Genomic DNA, 20220 nt, shown 5'->3' on the forward strand with positions numbered 1-20220 from the left:
TAAATTTACGAAAAATTAACTCTCTTGGTTTTAACTTTTTGATAATATTATGCGTTTTATTACAATGAATATCCGTTTTCAGGAACTTTACCTTCTACTCCTATGAAATGTTTCTTCAAAATAGCCATGTCATTTTCGATATTTCCAGTAGGTAAAACTGGATTTCCTAAATTCACTTCTTTTTTACCAAAATCAAATGCAACAGGAATTATAGGAACATTTGCTTTCAAGGCAATATAATAAAATCCCGTTTTTAGTTCGTCCACTTTTTTACGGGTTCCTTCAGGAGCAACGGCCAGACGAAAAACTTCTTTTCTTTGAAAAATAGCCGCAATAGAATCGACTTTGTTCAAACCTCCTGAGCGATCCAATGGTTCTCCTCCCATATATCTGAAATAAAATCCAAAAGGAAAACGAAACAATTCTTTTTTACCTACCCAGTTCATTTCTAATCCTGTAATTCCTCTGGTAAAAATCCCCAAATAAAAATCATGGTTGCTCGTATGCGGCATCACCATCATGACACATTTTTTGATATTCGCATCAATAGCCCCAACTATTTTCCAGCCCATGAGCCTGAAAAATATCCATTTGTAAAATTGTTTCTTCATTCTTTATTATTTAGTACAAAATAAATAATTTATATCTTATTTTTGAGTAAAACTGCCACCAATGATTAAAAAAATATTCAGTTATCTAGTTCCAATAAAAATTTATGAGACAAAATCTTCGTTGAGTAAATCGATTGAGGTGACTTGGGCAAATGGGGAATTGGTTTTAGATTCTGAAAATGCAAATTATTCGTATGGCAGTTTGCAACGCATTTTAAGATTAGGATTAAAAAATATTGGTTATGAAAAAATAGTTCCCATGAATCATATTTTAGTTTTGGGAGTTGCCGGCGGAAGCGTTATAAAAACATTGGTGGATGAAATAAAATACAAAGGAAAAATCACTGGAGTAGAAATTGACCCCGAAATAATAAAAATAGCCAACACCTATTTTAAATTGGATGAAGTGAAAAATCTTGAAATTGTAATTGATGATGCCTTTGAATTTGTTTTGAAAACTAAAACCAAATACGATTTAATTATTATTGATATTTTTCAAGACACAACAATGCCCAATTTTCTATTTGAAACTTTTTTTATCAATAGAATTTGCTCACTTTTAAAAAATCGTGGTTTTATTCTTTTTAATACAATGTTATTAAATGAAAGCCAAAATCTGAGGAATAAAAAATACGTCTCTGAGTTTTACGAAAATCAATTTAAAATTAAAACTATTCCTAGACTTGAAGTCCATAATGAATTGATTATCATTGAAAAACTGACATAAAACAGACAATCATATTATGTAATGAATTTTTAATATTCAAAAGCTTAAAACCAATTCAAATGTCCATTAATCATATCCAACTGAACATTCAGAAAGCATCTAAGGAAAATGCCCCAATTTCCATTTCTTCTATCGAGTTTGAAAACAATGACTGGCAATTGCATTCTAATTATTTTGCAATTTTGTGGATTCACAAGGGTACGGGCATAATGGAAACTGATTTTACAAAAACAAAATACTCTGAAAATCAAATTTTTACTTTCAATACTTATCAGGTGTTTGTGTTGCATCCAAAAGTAAAAACATCCGCTTCACTCTTATTATTTCATGCTAATTTCTTTTGCATTGAGACCTACCATCATCAAGTGGGCTGCAATGGTGTATTATTCAATAACATATACGATACCTCAAAAATTAGTATTCCTGAAATGGATAAAACAGAATTGGCAACCATTTTCAATAACATAAAAAATGAAATTAAAGATGAAGAATTGGCTTCAAACGAGTTGGTTTTTTCTTATTTAAAAATATTTCTCATTAAACTCACACGTTTAAAATCAGAAAATGAAGCGCTACAAAGAACTAAAGCTATTGCACTTCCAGATTATTTGATGGAATTAACGATACTGATTAATGAGTATTTTAAAAGCGAACATCAACCCTCTTTTTATGCTGATAAATTAAATCTTACTGTAAAAACACTAAGTAACGTCACTAAACAACATTATCAAAAAACGATTTCCGGCTTAATTCATGAAAAACTAATTTTGAAAGCCAAATGGGAATTGTTGCACACCAACACACCAATAAAAACCCTTGCTAACCATTTGGGTTTTAAAGACGAATATTACTTCAGCCGTTTTTTTAAAAAACATATTGGACTTTCGCCTAAACACTTCCGTGAAGAGGAATGGAATATCCGAAAAGGTTTTTTGTCCATTCCTTAAGGAAATCTGTCTATTTTTTTAGTGGTTTATTTGAATGAAATTTGCACCATAAAATAAATTAAAAAATATGACCCGATTATTTAATTATGCTGCAAAATTGCAAGAAACAGGAATCCATATCAGCCGATTGGCTTTAATTATTGTATTGGTTTGGATTGGCGGACTAAAAGCTTTTCGATACGAAGCCAGCGGAATAGTACCTTTTGTAGCGAATAGTCCGTTTATGAATTTCTTTTATACCAATGAAACTCCCGATTATAAAACCCACATGAACAAAGAAGGTGAATACAATCCCGAAAACATCCACTGGCATGAAGCCAATAATACTTATGGGTTTTCATATGGTTTAGGAGCTGTAATTGTTGGAATTGGGATTTTAATTGCCCTTTATCCAGTTTCACCAAAATTATCTGCAATTGGAAGTTTTCTAGCCTTCGGAATGTCGTTTGTGACCCTTTCCTTTTTAATTACTACTCCCGAAACCTGGGTTCCAAATTTAGGCGATAGTGAATACGGATTTCCTTATCTAAGTGGAGCTGGTCGTTTAGTTATAAAAGATACAGTAATGATGGGAGCTGCTTTAGTAACGATGAGCCAGGCGGCCAAAAAATATCTGGAAACAAAAAAAATAAATAATTCTCGGTTAATTTTATAACATGCTCCTTGCTTTTTCTAAATCTTCCGGAGTATCAATTCCGATTCCGACATGTGCGGTTTCAATCATTTTGATGCGCTTTCCAAATTCCAGATAACGCAATTGTTCCAATTTTTCGGATGCTTCCAAAGATTTCATCGGTAAACTATAAAAGTCTAATAACGCTTGTTTTCTAAAAGCATAAATCCCGATGTGTTGCATGTACCGAACGCCCACAGTTGTATCTCTTGGATATGGAATTACTGAACGCGAAAAGTATAATGCAAATCCGTTTTGATCTACCACTACTTTTACATTATTAGGATTATTGATGTCGGCTTCATTAGTGATTTCGCGCATCAACGAAGCTAAATCCACTTTTTTATCCAAATCATTTCTAAAAACTTCAATGACTTTTGTTAAAGGTTCCGCATCAATAAATGGTTCGTCTCCTTGTACATTGATTACAATATCAACATCCAGATTTTCGACTGCTTCCGCAATTCGATCACTCCCCGATTCGTGCTCTTTGATGCTTCGAATAGCTTTTCCACCGTGAGAAACGATTTCTTCATAAATTAAATTCGAATCCGTTACCACAAAAACATCATCAAACAATTGCGTATTTATGGCCGCTTCATAGGTTCTTAAAATCACCGTTTTGCCTCCCAAATCCTGCATCAGTTTGGCAGGGAATCGTGTGGAAGCGTAACGGGCGGGAATGACTGCTATTATTTTCATTTTTATATGGAATTGCTAAAGCGCTAAGTTAATATGTTTTTAGGATTTACAAAATTGTTCTCAATCCTTAAGTTTACTTTGTGATATTCCAAAAACTAATCTTTCTTCTAATTGTAAAACCTAATTTCTCGTATAATTGTATTGCTCCTATATTATCTTCAATCACATGCAAGTAAGGCGTTTTATTTTGATTAAAAATTTCATTTACAGTATGGACGACTAATTGTTTCGCATATCCTTTTCCGGTATGATTGGGATGTGTAACTACTGCACTTACTTCAACAAAGTGATTCATTTGCATGCGTTCACCAGTCACGGCAACAAGTTCTCCATTTTTGAAAATACCGTAATAATTGCCTAATAAAGCAGTTTTCTTTTTAAAATATCCCGGTTGCACCAAGTTCACCAACTCATATAAAGCATCAATATGTTCGTCAGTCAGTTTTATGATTTGGTCATTAATTAAAATATCGATTGGATTATAAACAATCATTTGAAGGCAAACAACTTCTTTATTTAACTTCAATAGATTTGAAAGTTCCGGTTTTTCTCCAACAATAAAAAAATTGTCAACTTTAGCAGAATATTCATCGATAGACTTTGCAATGGCAGTTCCTTTTTCAAAACCACCAAACGGACAATAATCCGGATGATAGAATTTTATATTGCCATAATCTACCGCAAAACTTTGATGCGTTTCTAATAATGAAAACCAAACAGGGTTATCTAATTTTTTTTCGTCTTGTGTTTTCACAATAATTGGTTTTGAAGGGTTTGTTTTATATTGACAGTAATCATTCTTTATAGAAAGAAAAGATATTAGACAACATACTCTACTCTTAAAGTTTTAATTACATCTTCAGTAGAATGTATTTCAGCATATTCATTCATTGGCCCAATCTCAAATTTTACTGGTTCATCCGTCTTAGTATATACTATAATTCTATGTTCTTTTTGATAACTTAATGTATGTGATTTGTCAAAAAGAGTCAAATCATGATTGTTTTTATTGTAATTATTATACTTCACAAGGTTATGTGAATATGAAAATCCTATATCATCTAACTTTTCCAAAATCGAGCAAATGAATTTTTCAACATCTTTTATTATAATACAATGCGTTCCAAAAAGTAACATCCTTTTATCAATTCTATGAATTGCTTTTCGTTGAAGTAATTTATCTGAAAGAGCATATGTGGAGTAAATATTTCCTATATGATCTTTAAAGTTTTTTCGAACTTGTAAACTTTTAGAATTTAACGTTATTGGATTACTTGGGATTTTTAAAGTCAATTTGGCATCTTTTATATTTCTAATTTCAAATGCTCCTTCGAATTTATCACCAATACCGGGTTTGTCAAATTCTTGAAAAAGTTTAATTGTATTCATATAAATTTCACCTTTATTGAAAAGGTTCTCTATGTTTTGTTGACTTCCGAATTTTAAAAGGAATTTTACACTAATTGTCATGTTTACAGAAATATTGATTTATAGCATAGCCTAACTCTTATAAATACAACTTCCAAAATAACTATCTCAAATTTCATTATTTTATTTATTCTGATCCAACAATATACAAGTCAATGTAAATTTTGTGTTTGTTAATTACGCTTAAAATCCCTAAAATATAAGATTTATTTTACAAAATAATCCTACATAATCTTCACCGAAGTCATGCTCAATGAACCCGCCAATAATTTATCATTAAACAAACTCAGTTCTTCGGATTTTCCTTTTAATCCCAACGTATAAATCAAAGGCAAATAATGTTCCGGTGTAGGAATCGCTAATTGAAACGCTTTGCTCTGTTTTTCAAAATCAATCAATGGTTGAAAATTCCCGTCCAGTAAATAATTGTTTACCGTTTCCCTTGCTTCAATCGCCCAATCATAACCGTAGTTGTCTTTATCGAAATTGTGATAATCGACCAACCTTAAATTATGCACAATATTTCCGCTGCCTACAATCAAGATTCCTTTGGTACGCAACGCACTTAATTTTTGAGCCAATTCAAAATGGTATTGCCCAGATTTGGTGTAATCAATACTCAACTGAATTACAGGAACATTCGCCTCGGGATATAAATGCTTGATTACACTCCAAGCACCGTGATCCAAACCCCAATGTTCGTCCAGCTCTACTTCTACCGGAGTCAACAATTGTTTTGTTTCTATCGCTAACTCAGGACTTCCTTTTGCAGGATACTCCACATCAAACAACGCTTGAGGGAAACCGCCAAAGTCGTGAATCGTTCGTGGTATTTCCATTGCAGTAACTTTGGTTCCTTTGGTAAACCAATGCGCCGAAATACATAAAATAGCATTTGGTTGTGGTAACGTTTTAGCCAAGTTTCGAAAACCCTTCACAAACTGATTTTCTTCAATCGCGTTCATCGGGCTTCCGTGTCCTAGAAACAACACCGGCATTTTTTCGGTATTCGAAAAAGAACCTGATATTTTATGTAAATCGTTTAGTGTATTCATAATAAATATTTTTTTACCATTAAGAAATTAAGAGTATTTAGGTTTTTCTTAATAAACTTAATTTCTTAATGGTTTAAATTTTAAAAAATTATTCCACAAAATTTTCATCCTTAAAACCTATCAAATATAATTTATTTTTTGCTCTAGTCATTGCAGTGTATAACCAGCGAATGTAATCTCTATTAATTCCATCCGGCAAATACGGTTGTTCTATAAAAACGGTATTCCATTGACCGCCTTGGGACTTATGACAGGTTATCGCATACGAAAATTTAACTTGTAGTCCATTAAAATATTCGTTGGCTTTTACTTTCTGGAACTGTTTATACTTGGTTTCACCTTCATAATCTTTCAACACTTCCTGATACAATCTATTGGATTCTTCGTATGTCAAAGATGGTGATTCACTTTTTATGGTATCCATTAATAGAACCGTTTCAAACGGAATCTGATTGGGGTAATCAATCATTCGGATTTTCACTTTGGCAAACTTAAAGCCGTATAATTCTTTGATATTGAAAATTTCTAATATTTCGATAATATCACCATTGGCAATAAAACCCGCTTCATCAGAATCTTTCAACCAAAAATAATTGTTCTTCACCACCATCAAAAAGTCGCCTGTGGAAAGTTCGCTTTCTTTATCCAGGATTTTGGTTCTGATTTGCTCATTATATTGATTCGCCCTTTTATTGGAACGAACAATAAAAGCGGTGTCTTCGATACTGTAATTACTGTAGGCGGAATTGATGGCATCCTGAATATCGTAGCCATCGGTCAAGCGAACAATATCTTTGAATTTCTTGACATCAAATTTGAATTCATCGATAAAGGAATCCTTCAATAATTCCCGAAGTTCCGTGGCATTATGCAAAATCCCTGAATTTTCTTCCTGACGCATGACTTCGTCTAACTCAATATGTTCTACTTCTTTATCATAATTCATTCCCAAAGTACGAATGTCCAAAGCGGGACTGATATCCAAATTAACCGGAGGCAACTGAGCCGTATCTCCCAGTAAAATCATTTTACAATTGGTTCCCGAATACACATACGAAATCAAATCATCTAATAAGGACCCGTTTTCATATAACTTAGAATCGGAATTGGTATCCGAAATCATCGACGCTTCATCGACGATAAAAATCGTGTTCTTATGTTTATTTTGTTGCAACGTAAACGAAACGCCACCACCGGAAGATTTCTTGGGAAAGTATATTTTTTTATGAATCGTAAAAGCCGGTTTATTCGAATAATTGGCAATTACTTTTGCCGCACGACCTGTTGGCGCCAGCAAAACATATTTTTTATTGATGTCCAATAAACTGTTTACAATCGTAGAAATTACAGTTGTTTTTCCCGTTCCAGCATAACCTTTCAAGACGAAGATGGTTTTATTATCGGTTTCGGTTAAAAATATCGCTATTTTTTGAAAAAAAATATCCTGTTTATACGTGGGTTGAAAAGGGAACTTTTTTTGTAAAAGACTATAAAACAGGGAGGAATTCATGTGGAGTTGCTTGCTATAAAATGAACATCAAATATAAGTATTAACTATCAATTACTATTAATAGTTATTATTATAATTTGTAAGTTTGCGTTGTTGAAAAAATCATTAGTATTATGAACATAACCGAAAAAAAATATAAAAAACTCTCCATTCAAGTTTCCTTGACAGGACTTTCTTTTTGTTGTTTTGATACGCTAAATAATACGGTAACTTCATTTAACGAAGTGCATTTTGATACCTTTCATAAAGCCACAAAAATTGAAGATTTGTTTGCAGATGCTTTCAGGGATCATCCGGAATTAAAGGATTCCTATGATGAAATTCTGGTGATTCACAACAACAACCTTTCTGCTTTTGTTCCGGAACCGTTATTTGATGAGAATTTTTTAGGGAGTTATCTGCAATACAATACCAAGGTTTTTGAAACTGATTTTTTTGCTTTTGATGAAATTCCAAATTATCAAATGAATGCGGTGTATATTCCGTATGTGAATATCAATAATTTTTTCATTGATCAATTTGGTGCTTTCGATTACAAACATGCCAACAGTATTTTGGTTTCCAAATTATTGGTTGCTTCCAAAAATAAGGATGTGAAAAAGATGTTTGTACATATTAATTCTGGTCATTTTGAAATCATTGTGGTTCAGAACCAAAAATTACTGCTTTTCAATTCATTCGATTACAATACGCCCGAAGATTTCTTGTATTACATCTTATTCACGGCCGAACAATTGAATTTAAATCCCGAAAACTTCCCATTGGAACTAATCGGAAATATTGATACCGAAAGTGATTATTTCAAAATCGCTTACAAATACATTCGCAACGTTTCCCTGATTGATGTGGAAGATTTGCGATGGAACAATTATTTTTCTGAGGCCGAAAACAGAAATCATTTTATACTTTTCAACTCATGAGAATCATTTCAGGAAAATACAAAGGAAGACGCATTTTTCCACCAAAAGGTTTACCCGTTCGTCCCACTACCGATATGTCTAAAGAAGCATTATTCAATGTTTTGAACAACCATTTCAGTTTTGAAGGACTTAAAATATTAGATTTATTCGCAGGAACCGGAAATATCAGTTACGAATTTGCCTCAAGAGGAAGCACTCCGATTACTTCTGTTGATGGTGATTTTGGTTGCGTAAAATTCATCAAACAAGTTGCAACTGAATATGATTTTAATATTGCGGCAACTAAAAGTGATGTTTTCACCTATTTAGAAAGATGTAAAACCTCGTACGATATCATTTTTGCAGATCCTCCTTATGCATTGGATCAAAAAACTTTTGAAAAAATTATCTTGTTAGTTTTCGAAAAAGAATTGCTCAATGAAGATGGAATGATGGTAATCGAGCATTCGAAATATACTAAACTGGATCACATGATTCACTTTTCATTCCAGAAAAGTTATGGAGGTTCTATTTTTAGTTTCTTCGAAATAGTTTCTGGTGATAAAGAGGAAGATTCTGAAAATGAATCAGACCAAAACGATGGCGAAGAAGAATAATCTCGATAGTATATAAAACAGAAAAGCTCTTGTAATTACAAGAGCTTTTCTGTTTTATATAAAGTAACTATTTGCCAATTACCCATCCCAAAGTAAAGTTTAAAACAGGCACTAAACCACTGTCATTTTTTTCGAAATTATAACCAACCCCCATATTCAAGTCAAGATTAAAATTCCCTTTGTAAGTTCTTTGAAAACCCCAAACCGGTGCTACAGTAATCGATGAATTTTTGGGTAAAAAGTTATCATTCGTTGAAATTGATCTGAAATTATAAAAAGCGGACATAGCAACAAAACCTCCTGAATTATGGGAAGTAACTTTTCCTTTTGCTGCTCTTTTTTCTAAATTATAATAATGTCGAAACTGTTCATTAATATAAGGATAAAAGGTCCAGGTTTTACCAAAACTATTCGATGTATATCCGTAACCTGAACTCAATTCTGAGTAAAGCGTGTTTTTATCACCTAGACCATGTTCGTAAACAAATCCAGGAAGTAATACATTAATCTTAAATTGACTTTTTTCTACGGCTGGTTTTTCTTGTGCGTTAGAATGTGAAATTGTCATTAAAATAAAAACAGCTACAATAGCTGCTTTACCATTTTTAAATACCGATAATTGCATGTATAATTATTATTAAGTTCTCGATATATCATATGATTTATATCGCGAGCAAACATAATAAATAAATTTTAGTTTGTCAGAATTTTATTTTAATAATAAGCTCAATCTCTCGTTAACTTCTCCAATATCATTTGATAAGTAGGTGTTGCAACTCCAAATTTTGCTGCTTGATCCACAACATATTTTGTCAAGGAAACAACTTCGGTATTTCTTCCTGCCAACAAATCTCTGTGCATTGATGAAGTGGCGTCTTGAGGTGATTTTTCCAATTTGACAATCGTTTGATCAACAATGTCATCTGGCAACGCTAACCCTTTTGCGGAAGCGACACCAGTAATCTCGTTTAACAGTGAAATATAAATTGCTTTATTTTCAGGGTTATTCAAAATTTCCCCAATGTTTTGGTTCAAATACGAAGTAGCCGAAGCCAAAGCTGAAATAAAAATGAACTTTTCCCAAACTGTTTCTTCAATATTTTCTACAAGATAACTTTCGATACTTGCGTTTTCGAAAATGGATTGTAATTCATTCAATTTAGAAACTGGAGCATTTTTAGAACCAAAAAACAGTTTTTCATAAGGACCTATTTTTTTGATAATTCCCGGCGATTCAATCATAGAAACAATATACACACAACCTTGCAAAACAATGTTTTCAGGAAATAACGTTTGTATTCGTTCCGTGGCATCGACACCATTATATAAAGGCAGGATTAATGTATTTTGGGTAATGCAGTTTTTTAAGGATTCAAAACTGGTTTCAATATCATAGGTTTTAGTGGCACAAATAAGGTAATCGAGATTCCCTATTTCAACTGGATTATTCGAAACCAAACTAGGAAAAACAATCGTTTCATTAGTATCCGCAATAATTTTTAATCCATTTTTGGCAATTACTTTTTGAGTTTCGCCTCGGGCAATACATACGATTTCGATTGCATCTGATTCCAAATAAGCTTTGGCTAATAACCCTCCGAAATAACCACCTACTCCACCCAATCCTAAAATCCCAATTCTTGTTTTCATATATGTAAAATTTATTTTTTAGCGGTCATATATGGTATCGCCTTTTTATTAATTTGTGTTTGCTTACGCAAAATTGTTGTTGTTGTTGTTGTTGTTGTTGTTGGCGATTTCATAACTACTATTTAAAAATTAAACCATTAAGAAATTTAGAAAATTAAGCCTTGGGACTTAATGAAACTTAATTTCTTAATGGTTCTCTTTTAGATTTCACAATCCTTAATTTTATTAAATCTTTTAATAATAAAAAATGCAGACCTATAAGCCGGATTCTGTCTCCGATAAATCGGAGCCTTATCATTTATCTAGGCTTACAATTACTCATAAGCTCAAGCTATCTACCCTTCAACAACGGACGAGAAGCCCTTAAATGCTGATATACTTGATATTTCACCGCATAGAGTTTACCTGGTTTCACTACAGCATTACCTGTACATACTTTCTGTTGCACTTGTCCTAACTCAATTACTTGAACCGACGGGGGTTACCCGCTATGCTTCCCTTTGGTGTCCGGACTTTCCTCCTTCTTGATTGCTCAAAACGGCGATAAGGCGGTCTGCGGTGCGAAATTACAACATTTTTTGATGTATCTCAATTTTAGATTATTTACTTTAACACCCATTTCACAACGACTTAATAATAAATTAGTTATCTTTATAAATAACAATTAATCTTCCATTAATCATGAAACCAGCGTACCATTATACCACAGTTATAGAAGCCTTAGAAGATCTAAAAGAAAAAGGTTTCACCTATGATTTTAATATTCATCAAGACGATATTAAAGCAAATCCGCATAAATATCAAGTAAAACACGTGTATCGCTACGAAGGAGATACTGATCCTGGCGAAGAATCAGTGGTATATGGCATCAGCTCTGATTCAGGCGAAAATGGAGTTTTTGTAGCTGGTTTTTCGGCAAATTCAGATAATGATGCTGCTCTTGTTTTGGAAAAATTATGCATAGAAAGTAGCGGGCAATGCAAACTCTAGTTACCGTATTGTCCACTTATTTTAAACAACAACTTCCTTTTAAGGTTTCCTAAAAAATTAACTATTTAAGTTCTATGCTGTTATCCGAAATAATAATAGAACGAATCAAAAAAGAAGGACCAATCTCTTTTCGGGATTTTATGGAAATGGCATTGTATTATCCAGAATTGGGATATTATAATTCTATACAGGACAAGATAGGGTCAAATGGTGATTTTTACACCAGCCCTTATATTTCTGCCGACTTTGGAGCCATGATAGGCCGTCAAATCGAAGAAATGTGGGAGATTTTAGAAAAAAAACCTTTTACGATTGTTGAATATGGCGCCGGAACCGGTTTGTTATGTCATGATATTTTAGATTATCTCAAGAATAATCCCCCTTTGTATGATAGTTTAATCTATTGTATCATCGAAAAAAGTGTCAGCATGCGTGAAATTGAAAAAAAACATTTGCATGAAAAAGTAAGTTGGCACAATTCAATCCAAGATATCCCTGAAATTAACGGCTGTATTTTATCGAATGAACTGGTTGATAATTTTGCGGTGCATCAGGTAATTATGGAAGAACAACTTCAGGAAGTCTTTGTAGACTATAAAGAGGATTTCATAGAAATTTTGAAACCTGCAAAAAAAGAACTCACCCAATATTTCGAAACATTAAATGTACAACTGCCAAAAGGATTTCGCACGGAAATCAATTTGGAAGCGGTATCTTGGATAAAAGAAGTTTCACAATCCTTACACAAAGGGTATGTAATTACCATAGATTACGGTTCTGTATCGGCTGAATTATACCACAACCACAGGAGTTGCGGTACATTATTGTGTTATCACAAGCATCACAAAAACGACAATCCTTATCAATTTATTGGACAACAAGACATTACATCTCATACCAATTTCTCTGCTATATTGCATTGGGGCACGCAAAACGGACTAGATTATTGCGGTATCGTGGATCAAGCACAATTTTTATTAACGCTTGGTATTAAAGAATATCAAAATATTGCTTTAATTAAAAATAAGGATAATTTGCAATTGGCAGCCCATGAAGCATTAATGAATTACAGACTATTGTTTGATATGGGAACGAAATTCAAAGTATTAATACAACAAAAAGGAGTCCCAGAATATCCATTATCCGGTTTGAGATTTTTAAATTCTTCAAGAACCGTTTTTAGTTAAAAAAACTATTCCATCAGATTTAGAAATACTTTATTTTTTTGAAATTGCAATTTAATTAGTAGCTATTTCCAGCTATCCATTGCAATCTTTTCTTGTTTTAAAGAAAAACAAGAAAAGGATTTTCATTACTATCTGGGCTAGAAATTTGGGAACAAAAAACCATTTGAAAAATTATAAAATCTTTCAATACTTAAATTTTTCCATCTTTAAATTAAAACCTATATTTGCTTTCGAATAAAAATTCTATGGAACAATTTGTTGTATCGGCCCGTAAATATCGTCCTCAAACATTTAAAGATGTTGTAGGTCAAAAAGCCATTACCAATACTTTATTGAATGCCATAGAAAGCAATCACTTGGCTTCTGCCCTATTATTCACAGGACCTCGTGGCGTTGGAAAAACAACTTGTGCCCGTATTTTGGCTCGAAAAATAAATCAGCCGGGATATGATGATCCAAATGAAGATTTTGCCTTTAATGTTTTCGAATTAGATGCTGCTTCTAACAACTCCGTTGATGACATCAGGAATTTAATTGACCAAGTCCGTATTCCACCACAAACGGGACAGTACAAAGTGTATATTATTGATGAGGTTCACATGTTGTCTTCGGCAGCTTTTAATGCTTTCTTGAAAACATTGGAAGAACCGCCAAAACACGCCATTTTTATATTGGCAACGACCGAAAAACATAAAATTATTCCAACGATACTTTCTCGTTGTCAAATATTTGATTTCAAAAGAATCACTGTAAAAGATGCTAAAGAACATCTTGCCGAAGTGGCCACCAGTCAAGGTGTTAATTTTGAAGATGACGCTTTGCATATTATTGCCCAAAAAGCAGATGGTGCCATGCGTGATGCTTTGTCCATTTTTGACCGAGTGGTTTCTTTTTGTGGAAAAGATTTAACACGTCAGGCCGTTACGGAAAACTTGAATGTGTTGGATTACGAAACCTATATCAACATCACCGATTTGATTTTGGAAAACAAAATTCCAGATTTATTAATCGCTTTCAACGATATTCTAGCCAAAGGTTTTGATGCCCATCATTTTGTATCCGGATTGGCTTCCCATTTTAGAGATTTATTGGTTTCGAAAACACCTGCTACTTTATCGTTATTAGAAGTTGGGCAACAAGCACAACAAATGTATGGCGTGCAAGCGCAAAAATGCAGCCAAGAATTTCTTTTAAAAGGAATTGAAATTGCAAATGACTGTGATTTGAAATACAAACTGAGTCAAAATCAACGACTTCTTGTTGAACTTTGTTTGATGCAACTTGCCTCTATCACTTTTGATGGAGAAAAAAAAAAGTTGACCAATTTATAATTCCTCCTACGTATTTTAGAAAAAACGATTACTCTATTTTAGAAAGCCCAAAAGCTAAGATAGAAAACATTGTAGCAAAAGCTCAAGAAAAAGAACCGGAAGCTTTTGTTATTGCCCCTGCAATTCCTGTTCCAACTTCTACAGTAAAAATCGATATTCCACAATCTAATGAACCAAAGGTTTCTGCATTTTCATTATCAAGTATCCGTGCCAAAAAAGCATTAGAAGAAAGTACTAGAGGGATTGTAAAAGAAGTGGCACACTTGCCAACAGAATCTTTTACCGAAACGGAAATGTTATTGCATTGGAATAAATATGCACAACGTTTAGGGGATAAAGGCTATAAAATTATGGAGTCGTTATTACTTATTAACGATCCTAAACTAAATGGAACTTCCATCACAATTGAATTGCCAAATGAAGGTTCTAAATTAGATTTTGAAAAAGAATTGAATGGGCTTTTGGGACATTTAAAAGGCCATTTACACAATCATGATATCACAATAGAAGTTATTGTGAATGAAAGTATTGAAACCAAAAGAAGCTTTAACGACCAAGACCGATACAATAGACTTCATGAAATAAATCCAAATATTGAACTGTTACGAACAACATTTGGATTAGATTTAGATGCTTAAAAAAGATTTTAGATCTTACCGTAATACATGGCTTTTACAATACCATCTGAAAGTCCTATTTTAGGAACATATATATGTCTGGCACCACTCCATTTCATTGCATTCAGATAAATTCTTGTCGCAGGAATAATTACATCGGCACGATCCGGATTCAATCCTAATTCTGAAATCCTTTGTTCATACGAAAGTGAATTTAGGAAAGCATATTGGGAATTCATATAAATATAGGACAATGGCTTTTCCTGTATCTTTCCGGACATCTTGAATAACTTATTAATATTTCCGCCAGAACCTATTAAAGTGACTTCATCGTATTCTTCCGTATTTATTTTAATCCATTTTTCAATTTCATCCCATACAATATCGTGTACCATTTCATTAAGCAATCGCACCGTTCCTGCTTTGAAGGATCTCGAGTTTATCATTTTACCATTGGAAAATAATGTAAACTCCGTACTTCCACCGCCAACATCCACAAAAAGATAGGTCTCATCAGTTTTTAATAAATGATGCAAATCAGTAGAAGCAATTATAGCGGCTTCTTTTTTTCCATCAATAATTTCTATTTTTATATCCGCTTTTTTCTTTATTAGAGCAACAACTTCTTTACCATTGTAGGCTTCTCGCATGGCGGAAGTTGCAAAAGCCATATAGCGTTCCACTTTATGTACCTTCATCAAAAGATTAAAAGCTTTCATAGCATCGCACATTCTCTCCAAGTTCTCTTCTGAAATTTCACCTACAGTAAAGGCATCCTGACCAAGACGAATTGGAACACGCACTAATGAACTTTTATTAAACTGCGGCTCTTTTCCTTCTTGCTCTACAATATTTACAATCAATAAACGCATGGCATTAGAACCAATATCGATTGCTGCATATTTTTTTATTTTAATCATTTTGAATTTGATTCGTTTATTCTTTTAGTAATTAATTGGTCTATTTATTAATTCTAAAATTAAAATTATTGAAAATATTAAACTAAACTTGAACAAATAATTACACTATTTCTTCCGTTTTTGACTCTAATTCAACTTTGCTTTGATAGTATTTATAGGTTTCTAATTGTGCCCTAAAAACAGGATTATGATTTCGAATTCTATATTTATTATCTAATTTATAAGAATGAAAACGGGCTTTTACATTTCCTTTCCAACCAATATCAAAGTTGTCAATTAACTCATTTTTTATTTCTTGATCGTATATTGGACAGGTAACTTCAACGCGACCATCCAGGTTTCTGGTCATAAAATCCGCTGATGAAATATAGACTTCCGTTTGTCCTGCATTTCCAAAAATATAAATCCTGGAATGCTCTAAATAATTATCTACTATACTTATAGCTTCGATATTATCGCTCATTCCAGAAATTCCTGGTATCAAGGAACAAATTCCTCTAACTTCGAGTTGAATTTTCACTCCTGCTCTACTGGCTTCATACAATTTATCTATCATTTCAAAATCAGATAAACTATTCATTTTTAGCTTTATATGCGTTTTTCTTCCCGCTAATGCATGTGTAATCTCTCTATCAATTAATTTTATAAATCGGCTTCTGGTGTAATGCGGTGAAACGATAAGATGTTTGTAGCGATGCACTCTATAATTGATATCAAAAAACTCAAATATTCGCATGATATCTTTCAGAATTTGTTGATGACTCGTAAAAAGAGTTACGTCAGTGTACACTTTTGCTGTGGATTCATTGAAATTCCCTGTCGAGATAAAGCCGTATCGCTTTATTTTATTATTCTCATTTCTTTCAATAACACATATTTTACTGTGTACTTTTAGTCCTTTTATTCCAAAAATTAGTTCAATACCTTCCGTTTGCATTTGCTCTGCATATGAAATGTTGGAAGCTTCATCAAAACGAGCTTGCAATTCGATTTGAACAGTTACTTTTTTTCCGTTTTTGGCCGCATTTATCAGTGAACTAATAATTTGAGAATTTTTGGCTAATCGATATAAAGTAATTTTAATCGAAGTTACTTTTGGATCTAATGCAGCTTCACGCAAAAACTTAGTGAGATATGAAAAGGATTGATAAGGAGCATTTAGTAAATAATCTCTTTCACTTATTTTTTCTAACATACTTCCTTCAAGGCTTAATCCTGGAATTGGTAAAGGATCATTCGTTTTGTATAATAAATCAAATCGACCCAGATTTGGAAAATTCATGTAATCTCTTCTGTTGTGGTATCTTCCACCGGGAATAATGCTATCAGTAGAAACAATTTTCATTTTATCAAGAAAAAATTGCAGGGTATCTTCTTCTATTAATTGGTCATAAATAAAGCGAACTGGCTCACCTATCCTACGATCTTTAACACTCAATGATATTTTTTCAATCATACTTTTACTCAAATCACTATCGATATCTAATTGAGCATCTCTGGTAATTTTTATCATGTGTGCAGAAACACTTTTGTAGTCAAAAATATTGAAAATACTGCTCAAATTATGTCTAATAACATCATCCAAAAGTATGATATACTGTTTTTCATTATTTGATGGTAAAACAACAAAACGGTTGATTGTTTTTGGAATTTCGATTACGGCATAACGAACTTCTGAATTTTGATTCATAACCAGTTTAATGGCTAAATATCCCGAAGTGTCTTTCAATACAGGAAACTCTGCTAAATCATTCAAAATTATAGTTACTAATTCAGGACTTAATTTTTGAATAAAAAAGTCTTTCAAAAAGATTTCTTGTTCAATTGTGATATCATTTTCAGTGATAATAAATATATTTTCAGTCTCAAGTTCAGCTTCAATAATATTTAATATCCGTAAACTTTCAGATTGTTGCTGGATTACAATTTCAGTAATATCCTTTACTAATTGCTGCGCAGAAATACCTCCAAGATACTTTTCTCCGGTTATCCCTGTCAGACTTAATCGTCTGATAGCTGCAAAACGAACTCTAAAAAACTCATCTAAATTATTCGAAAAAATACCTAAAAACCGAAGTCTGTCTAATACTGGAACTGAATTGTCACCAGCCTCTTGAAGTACTCTGGCATTGAAAGCTAACCAACTTTTTTCTCTATCAATATATTTATATTCTAATACTTTATTCATCTTAAATCTTTGGGAAATATTATTTTTTTTATTTTACCTTTTTTAATTTTTTTCCAATCATCGGTATCAAATTTCAAGGATACAAAACCACTTGTAGGAATATTATCAATATAATCATCTCCAAATTTATTAACAAAATTTGTAATTGCACCATTATGTCCGAAAACAATAACACTTTCGAAAAGATTACTGCATGATTTAACAATTTCCTCCAGTTTCTTTTCATCAAAAGTATAAAGGTCGTCTTTGTAAATGATACTTTCTATAGGGTAGGCTAAATTTTGAGCAAAAATTAACGCAGTGTTCGTAGCTCTTTTTGCAGAACTAGCCCAAATAATATACGTTTTGGGAATAAAATCTTTTGCATGAGTAGAAACAAGATGAGCATCTTTCATTCCTTGACAAGTCAAACCACGATCTTTATCATGCATTGGAACTTCCCAACTTGATTTTGCATGCCGAACTAATATTAGGTTTTTCATACTAGCAATATTTATTTATCAATGGCATTATAGCAATTTATTTGAGCTTACAAATTACAAAATAAATTTTAAATGCAATTGCTTATTCAAATTCAAATAATGAAAATAGCATTTGATTTATAAATATTTTTTTGTTAAAGCTAAAAAACACTAGCTTTAATTAAACTCAATAATAAAGGATTATTCATACATAAAAAAGTATAAAACACTTGTAATCTAATATTTAAACATTTTTACATGTTTTTTACTTGTTAATAAAAATAAAAAATATTGATTTGAAATGTTAAAATTTTAGTTAAAAAAATGACACTAAAATTGATTAAGGTCAAAAATTATCTTAAAAAAGTCAGATAAACACTTTTTTTTAATTTTTCATTAACAGAAAATGTCGTTTCAACGAGTATTTAGGTTATTGATAGAAAAAAAAATTAAAATTAAATCATTCTAGTTAGTTTAGCGTATCATATTCATATAAAGCATCTAAAAAGCAATCTAAATTTATATAACTATTTTGTTTTTGCCCCAAATAAATTAAAATAAGAAATCATGAAAAAAATTACTTTTATTCGATTTTTAGCTTTTTTAATATTGTTATTTTCTACAACAATTGGTTATTCACAAGATACTAATATTACATTCGATAATACAAGTGCCTCATTAACAACAACTCCAGCTTGTACATTTTCGGGATGTAATGCTGGGGATGTATCTTTTGGAGATATTTATTTAGGTGATCATTTAGGGAATTTGGCTACTTTGGCTTATGTTGCAAATCCTGTAAATGGATTGTACATTTGGGTTAAAATTGCATCTAATAGTTCCAAACATGATTTGTTATTTCAATTTGATTATCTAGTTGGTGGAATTCGAAAAAATTTCAATAACACTAATTTTGTTGGTGCAACAACAGATAGGTTAACAATTAAAGTTAGAGGAAGTATAATTACAGGCGGTTCTAAATACAGAATGGCTCAAATTACCAACTATGCCGCAGGTCAATCCCTTGAATTAAAAAATATTTATTTAGGATGGTCAACATCTGGACAGGCTATTAAATCTAATCAAAATATTTCTGCGATAACTTGTGATCCTCCAAAATGCAGTAATGCTTATTCAAGTGGGATAATTATAAAAACGCCTCTGTTCGCTGATTTTTCTATTAGTAAAAATTGTGATGGAGGTACTTTTCAAAAGGTGGTTTATACCAGTACTTCAACAGGGGTTGAAGCAAACACCAATTATAGCTGGTCATTTCCTGGAGCTGCAACGGTTTCACCAACTAATTTAACAACAATAGGACCGTATACTGTGACTTATTCTTCGGCTGGTCCACATAGCGCTAGTTTAACGGTGTCACATCCAACAAATGAGGTAATTCCCAATACTAAAACAATTAATAATATAACTTTACAACCGTGTTGTACAATAGCTATTAATTCAATAGTAAAAACTAATGTGCAATGTAATGGAAATTCTGATGGTACAGTAACAGCAACTAAAACAGGAGGAGTTGGAACAATAACTTATGATTTGTTGTTTTCAGCAACTTCTGGGGGATCTTTTAATGCAACTGGTTTGCCGACAAATGGTGATTCAAATGGAACTTACATGGGGTTAAGTGTAGGGTTTTATAAAGTAGTTGTATCTGAAGCTAACGGATGTAGCAATACAAGTTCTGAAGTTCAA

Annotated in this window: 21 protein-coding genes, 1 other RNA gene and 1 pseudogene; 10 read left to right on the top strand and 13 right to left on the bottom strand. The window is 32.3% G+C overall.

The features are described 5' to 3' along the window. Positions 1 to 59 precede the first annotated feature (59 nt). On the bottom strand, positions 60 to 611 hold the full coding sequence (locus tag E0I61_RS14675) for a 1-acyl-sn-glycerol-3-phosphate acyltransferase (protein WP_132072327.1): 552 nt from the start codon (positions 609 to 611) through the stop codon (positions 60 to 62). Between the two features lie 61 nt (positions 612 to 672). Here E0I61_RS14675 and E0I61_RS14680 point away from each other — a divergent pair, with 61 nt between their 5' ends. The 3 genes from E0I61_RS14680 to E0I61_RS14690 all read left to right on the top strand — a co-directional run bounded on the left by E0I61_RS14680 (position 673) and on the right by E0I61_RS14690 (position 2940). Continuing rightward, positions 673 to 1338: a spermidine synthase gene (locus E0I61_RS14680; protein WP_131997953.1), complete on the top strand. Its 666-nt coding sequence runs from the start codon at positions 673 to 675 to the stop codon at positions 1336 to 1338. A gap of 59 nt (positions 1339 to 1397) precedes the next feature. Further along, positions 1398 to 2285 (top strand): helix-turn-helix domain-containing protein, encoded by an 888-nt coding sequence (locus E0I61_RS14685; RefSeq protein WP_131997956.1) that lies wholly within the window; start codon positions 1398 to 1400, stop codon positions 2283 to 2285. 67 nt (positions 2286 to 2352) lie between these two features. Next, on the top strand, positions 2353 to 2940 hold the full coding sequence (locus E0I61_RS14690) for a DUF417 family protein (protein WP_132072329.1): 588 nt from the start codon (positions 2353 to 2355) through the stop codon (positions 2938 to 2940). Here the strand turns inward: E0I61_RS14690 and kdsB are convergent. The 5 genes from kdsB to E0I61_RS14715 all read right to left on the bottom strand — a co-directional run bounded on the left by kdsB (position 2935) and on the right by E0I61_RS14715 (position 7653). After that, entirely contained in the window at positions 2935 to 3660 is a 726-nt protein-coding gene (kdsB, locus tag E0I61_RS14695; protein ID WP_132072330.1) for a 3-deoxy-manno-octulosonate cytidylyltransferase, read from the bottom strand. The genes E0I61_RS14690 and kdsB overlap by 6 nt on opposite strands. Positions 3661 to 3733: 73 nt before the next feature. After that, positions 3734 to 4414 (bottom strand): GNAT family N-acetyltransferase, encoded by a 681-nt coding sequence (locus E0I61_RS14700; protein WP_132072333.1) that lies wholly within the window; start codon positions 4412 to 4414, stop codon positions 3734 to 3736. 65 nt (positions 4415 to 4479) lie between these two features. Beyond that, positions 4480 to 5049 carry a hypothetical protein gene (locus E0I61_RS14705; RefSeq protein WP_132072335.1) on the bottom strand — a complete coding sequence of 190 codons (570 nt, stop codon included), beginning with the start codon at positions 5047 to 5049 and terminating at the stop codon, positions 4480 to 4482. A 263-nt stretch (positions 5050 to 5312) separates the two neighbouring features. Further along, complete coding sequence (ygiD, locus tag E0I61_RS14710; RefSeq protein ID WP_132072337.1) at positions 5313 to 6143, bottom strand: 4,5-DOPA-extradiol-dioxygenase; 831 nt, start codon at positions 6141 to 6143, stop codon at positions 5313 to 5315. 88 nt (positions 6144 to 6231) lie between these two features. Next, entirely contained in the window at positions 6232 to 7653 is a 1422-nt protein-coding gene (locus tag E0I61_RS14715; protein WP_099715613.1) for an ATP-dependent DNA helicase, read from the bottom strand. Positions 7654 to 7766: 113 nt separating this feature from the next. Between E0I61_RS14715 and E0I61_RS14720 the strand changes: the two genes are divergently transcribed. After that, positions 7767 to 8573, top strand: a complete 807-nt coding sequence (locus E0I61_RS14720) for a DUF3822 family protein (RefSeq protein WP_132072339.1) — start codon at positions 7767 to 7769, stop codon at positions 8571 to 8573. Then, the gene (locus E0I61_RS14725) at positions 8570 to 9169 is read left to right on the top strand and encodes an RsmD family RNA methyltransferase (RefSeq protein ID WP_131997974.1); all 600 of its coding nucleotides are present in this window, start codon (positions 8570 to 8572) and stop codon (positions 9167 to 9169) included. Before E0I61_RS14720 ends, E0I61_RS14725 begins: the two co-directional genes overlap by 4 nt. Before the next feature lie 67 nt (positions 9170 to 9236). On the opposite strand, the gene E0I61_RS14730 is transcribed toward E0I61_RS14725, so the two are convergent. The 3 genes from E0I61_RS14730 to rnpB form a co-directional block, all read right to left on the bottom strand. Further along, a complete protein-coding gene (locus E0I61_RS14730; RefSeq protein ID WP_132072341.1) occupies positions 9237 to 9794 on the bottom strand; it encodes a hypothetical protein in 558 nt (185 codons plus the stop codon). A gap of 101 nt (positions 9795 to 9895) precedes the next feature. Beyond that, on the bottom strand, positions 9896 to 10819 hold the full coding sequence (locus tag E0I61_RS14735; RefSeq protein ID WP_132072343.1) for a ketopantoate reductase family protein: 924 nt from the start codon (positions 10817 to 10819) through the stop codon (positions 9896 to 9898). A 242-nt stretch (positions 10820 to 11061) separates the two neighbouring features. Next, positions 11062 to 11379, bottom strand: an RNA gene (gene rnpB, locus E0I61_RS14740) — RNase P RNA component class A. Positions 11380 to 11500: 121 nt separating this feature from the next. On the opposite strand from rnpB, the gene E0I61_RS14745 reads away from it, so the two are divergent. From E0I61_RS14745 to dnaX, 3 genes are all read left to right on the top strand, one after another. Next, positions 11501 to 11809 (top strand): hypothetical protein, encoded by a 309-nt coding sequence (locus tag E0I61_RS14745; RefSeq protein ID WP_132072345.1) that lies wholly within the window; start codon positions 11501 to 11503, stop codon positions 11807 to 11809. A gap of 74 nt (positions 11810 to 11883) precedes the next feature. Next, a complete protein-coding gene (locus tag E0I61_RS14750) occupies positions 11884 to 12996 on the top strand; it encodes a class I SAM-dependent methyltransferase (protein WP_132072347.1) in 1113 nt (370 codons plus the stop codon). A 245-nt stretch (positions 12997 to 13241) separates the two neighbouring features. Then, positions 13242 to 14327: a DNA polymerase III subunit gamma/tau gene (dnaX, locus tag E0I61_RS14755; RefSeq protein WP_132072349.1), complete on the top strand. Its 1086-nt coding sequence runs from the start codon at positions 13242 to 13244 to the stop codon at positions 14325 to 14327. Positions 14328 to 14409: 82 nt separating this feature from the next. Here dnaX and E0I61_RS16560 read toward each other — a convergent pair whose 3' ends face one another. Next, positions 14410 to 14541 (bottom strand): hypothetical protein, encoded by a 132-nt coding sequence (locus tag E0I61_RS16560; protein ID WP_262708585.1) that lies wholly within the window; start codon positions 14539 to 14541, stop codon positions 14410 to 14412. A gap of 40 nt (positions 14542 to 14581) precedes the next feature. On the opposite strand from E0I61_RS16560, the gene E0I61_RS14760 reads away from it, so the two are divergent. Beyond that, on the top strand, positions 14582 to 14965 hold the full coding sequence (locus tag E0I61_RS14760) for a DNA polymerase III (protein ID WP_235832136.1): 384 nt from the start codon (positions 14582 to 14584) through the stop codon (positions 14963 to 14965). A gap of 8 nt (positions 14966 to 14973) precedes the next feature. On the opposite strand, the gene E0I61_RS14765 is transcribed toward E0I61_RS14760, so the two are convergent. From E0I61_RS14765 to E0I61_RS14775, 3 genes are all read right to left on the bottom strand, one after another. Then, a complete protein-coding gene (locus E0I61_RS14765) occupies positions 14974 to 15864 on the bottom strand; it encodes a Ppx/GppA phosphatase family protein (RefSeq protein ID WP_131997992.1) in 891 nt (296 codons plus the stop codon). A 100-nt stretch (positions 15865 to 15964) separates the two neighbouring features. Continuing rightward, complete coding sequence (gene ppk1, locus E0I61_RS14770; protein WP_132072351.1) at positions 15965 to 18052, bottom strand: polyphosphate kinase 1; 2088 nt, start codon at positions 18050 to 18052, stop codon at positions 15965 to 15967. Continuing rightward, on the bottom strand, positions 18049 to 18534 hold the full coding sequence (locus tag E0I61_RS14775) for a SixA phosphatase family protein (protein ID WP_131997998.1): 486 nt from the start codon (positions 18532 to 18534) through the stop codon (positions 18049 to 18051). Before E0I61_RS14775 ends, ppk1 begins: the two co-directional genes overlap by 4 nt. A 546-nt stretch (positions 18535 to 19080) precedes the next feature. Between E0I61_RS14775 and E0I61_RS14780 the strand changes: the two are divergent. After that, positions 19081 to 20220 (top strand): annotated as a pseudogene (locus E0I61_RS14780) (hypothetical protein); the annotation flags it as partial.

Origin of the sequence: Flavobacterium ranwuense (assembly GCF_004349315.1) — a bacterium.
GTDB classification, from domain to species: Bacteria; Bacteroidota; Bacteroidia; order Flavobacteriales; family Flavobacteriaceae; genus Flavobacterium; species Flavobacterium ranwuense.